This window comes from Furfurilactobacillus sp. WILCCON 0119 (assembly GCF_053471565.1).
The window spans coordinates 52,799-55,683 of sequence record NZ_JBPCCV010000007.1; the positions used below are offsets into that span (position 1 = coordinate 52,799).

Genomic DNA, 2,885 nt, shown 5'->3' on the forward strand with positions numbered 1-2,885 from the left:
TTACGTTAACGACGGCCGACGGCCAAACTAAGACCGTGAAATTAACCGTCTTGGCTAACCAAAAGTCTATCTCTGCTAATGACACCACCATGCACGTTGGTGACGCAACCGCAACAGTAGCTAACTTAGGCGGTAAGGCAACCGATATTGATGGAAAACTTGAGGCAGTTTCGGTTGATTTATCCGAAACTAAGCACACAAAAGTTGATATCAAAGATCACAATCAAAAAAAGATGATTTCAGGTAATAAGACAGAGCTACCTAAAACCGGGGAGCAACAGCACAATGAGATTGCTGAATCAGCTAGTTTAACCATACTTGGTTTAGCTGGACTTGGGCTGGGTCTACTTGGTTTTCGTCGAAAGAATAAACAGTAAGCACTGCTTTAAATAAAGCAAATCAGGTCAAAAAAACACGCCGGACTCAGTAAGAGTCTGGCGAGTTTTTTTTGAAAGGATCATGTTAAATAAGAAAGGAATTTTACCCATGCCTAAAACAAATATTCTTGATAAGCTCAAGCCCCTCATTGAAACGCTGGCTCACATTCAGTCTATTAATCGTCAAGTTCAACAAAGACTCAGACATGATTTAAGTACGTTGTACATTCTGTCGTTGTTACAAGAATCACCCGTAGGAATTGGGGTTAAGGAGCTAGCGAAAGCACTGCAATTGAGTGCTTCTGCATTATCTATACGACTAAGTCTGAATGTCCGTCGAGGCCTACTTTATGTGGAGAATTCTCCAGATGATCGACGTGCAAAACGAGCCTACATCACCGAATATGGTGCACAAGTTTTGGCAGAGATTTCCTCTGAGGTAAAGCAAATCATATCTTAATATTGCCAGTTAATACTACCAAAAATGTGTCAATATTTGCTTTAATAGCAATGAAGACTGGGTTTCATTGCTATTAGTGAAGTATCGTGAACAAAAACATTCATTATTTGAGTAAACTGAATAAATTAGTTTATTGGAGGAAAAACCAATGAAAATGAAAGGCAGTTTTTTCATTTTAATTAATTTAGTGTTCATTGTCGTTTTGGGATTTTGGAATTTCCCAATTGAATTTATTCTTAAAAATCAAAGTGGTCAAAACATTGGTATACTTGAGGTTCCCACTTTTGAATTATTATTGTTGGGTATTTTGGTTATCATTGGCAAACGAGCGTTTAAGGTTGTTTATGGATTTAGAGAAGAAAGTTGGTCAAATTGGTTTATTTTTGGATGGCCTTTACTTTTATTAGGGTTTGGTAATTTTTTTCAAGACAATTATGTTTGGAAAAATTTAAGTAAGGTTCCATTTACCAAAATTTTGCTTATTGTCCTTTTAGCAACCTTGTCTGCATTAATCGTCAGTATGTTCGAAGAAGTTGTCATGCGGGGCGGTGTTTTCAATGGATTGATGGCTTTATCGCCTAAACTTGTAAAAACCAACATTTTAATTTCAGGCAGTATCTTTGGTTTATCACATGCGTTGAATTACTTAGGAAGACCTTTTTGGGATACCACCAACCAGATTGTTTATGCAATTGGCATAGGCGTTCTATTCACGACCATTTATTATCTCACCAGTAATATTTGGATTGTTATTTTGTTGCATACGTTTGTTGATACGACTAGTTTCATCTTTGGAATGCACCAATCATTGGTTGGCACTGGAACTGCAAGTTCGATTGATGTATCTTCCTTAATTATTTTAATCTTCGGAATTCTGTATTCAGAGTACCTTTTGATAACAGTTAAACGATCTAAAAAGATAATTGGGTTACGTGCAGTTGAATAATTAAATTATTCAAGCAAATAAATCCGCCTAGTAATTGTCAAAGTATTACCTTTGAATCTAAACGAAGTGACCTCTGCTTTAACTAATTATTACGCCGTCATTGGCAAGCTAGAGCTATGAACTAACTGTCTTGAAATCGAAAATTAAACTTGCTTTTTAACAGAAGTTTTGTCTTTGAAATAGCGCACTCCCAGCGCCCGTTAAACGATGCCGTTTTATCTCGTCGTGTTTGACAAAACGTATTTTCCAAAAATAATGGTACACTTTTCTCCCTATTTTCAATTTATCTACTTTGTGTATGCCCCTCTCACCTATTAAATTTCCCGTTGTTCTACAGCTTCAGAATAAAAAATGGTCAGACCTTTATGTAATAAAGGTCTGACCATTTTTATTAATTACAAACATCATTTTCAACAAATGATTTTATTTTAATGTTTCAAATTTCTCTTTCTAAATCCGAATACACTCCCAATTGCAGTCAGTAATGACAATAATAATACGCCAATCAAATTAGAAGACTTTTGGTCTGTTTCCCCAGTATGTGGTAACTCTGAAGTTGATTTAGACGCTTTCATCTTAGTCTGCCCGGAAGCTAAACCACTCTTTTGTGTCGATAAAACTGTTGCGGGGCTCTTGGTTGCCATCATCGAACCGTTTGAGGCTTGTTGACTCGCTGCGGCACCAGTTCCAGAATCCATAACTGACATTGTTGAAGTGCCAGCACTAGTTTGTGAACCCATTTCCGGTGTTGATGTGTCAGGTGTCATTGTTTCTGGTTTCATCGTCTCAGTGATTTGCCCATTAGCAGACACTGTAATTGTGATATTCACTTCTTTTGTTGCGATTAAATTAGTTAGATCTGTTTTCCCATCCTTCATGCCATAAATTTTAACTGTTGCCCGATAAGTCATCGTGCCATTGGCTTTCAGTTGAGCAATTAGATCTGCACCGGTTTTCCCCGTCGTGTTCCCGTTCAAATCAACTTCATACGCAAATTGATCCGCATTTTCGCTAATTGGTAACAAAGCCGCGTTCTTTGCGGTGCCATTATCTGACCAAGGGGCACCGTCAGATGCGTTTAATAATAGCCGTGTTAACATCC

Annotated in this window: 4 protein-coding genes; 3 read left to right on the plus strand and 1 reads right to left on the minus strand. The window is 37.5% G+C overall.

The window, feature by feature from the left end:
- The 3 genes from ACRYI5_RS10975 to ACRYI5_RS10985 all read left to right on the plus strand — a co-directional run.
- A partial coding sequence (locus tag ACRYI5_RS10975; RefSeq protein ID WP_448225286.1) for an LPXTG cell wall anchor domain-containing protein occupies positions 1–377 on the plus strand: 377 nt, incomplete at its 5' end.
- A 109-nt stretch (positions 378–486) separates the two neighbouring features.
- The gene (locus tag ACRYI5_RS10980) at positions 487–837 is read left to right on the plus strand and encodes a MarR family winged helix-turn-helix transcriptional regulator (RefSeq protein ID WP_448225287.1); all 351 of its coding nucleotides are present in this window, start codon (positions 487–489) and stop codon (positions 835–837) included.
- Between the two features lie 148 nt (positions 838–985).
- Positions 986–1,783 (plus strand): CPBP family intramembrane glutamic endopeptidase, encoded by a 798-nt coding sequence (locus tag ACRYI5_RS10985; protein ID WP_448225288.1) that lies wholly within the window; start codon positions 986–988, stop codon positions 1,781–1,783.
- Positions 1,784–2,211: 428 nt separating this feature from the next.
- Here the strand turns inward: ACRYI5_RS10985 and ACRYI5_RS10990 are convergent.
- Positions 2,212–2,885 (minus strand): SSURE domain-containing protein (locus ACRYI5_RS10990; protein ID WP_448225289.1); only part of this gene is annotated, 674 nt, incomplete at its 5' end.

Coding starts and splice junctions, on each gene's coding strand:
- ACRYI5_RS10985 (WP_448225288.1), top strand. CDS start 986: ATGAAAATGAAAGGCAGTTTTTTCATTTTAATTAATTTAGTGTTCATT.
- ACRYI5_RS10980 (WP_448225287.1), top strand. CDS start 487: ATGCCTAAAACAAATATTCTTGATAAGCTCAAGCCCCTCATTGAAACG.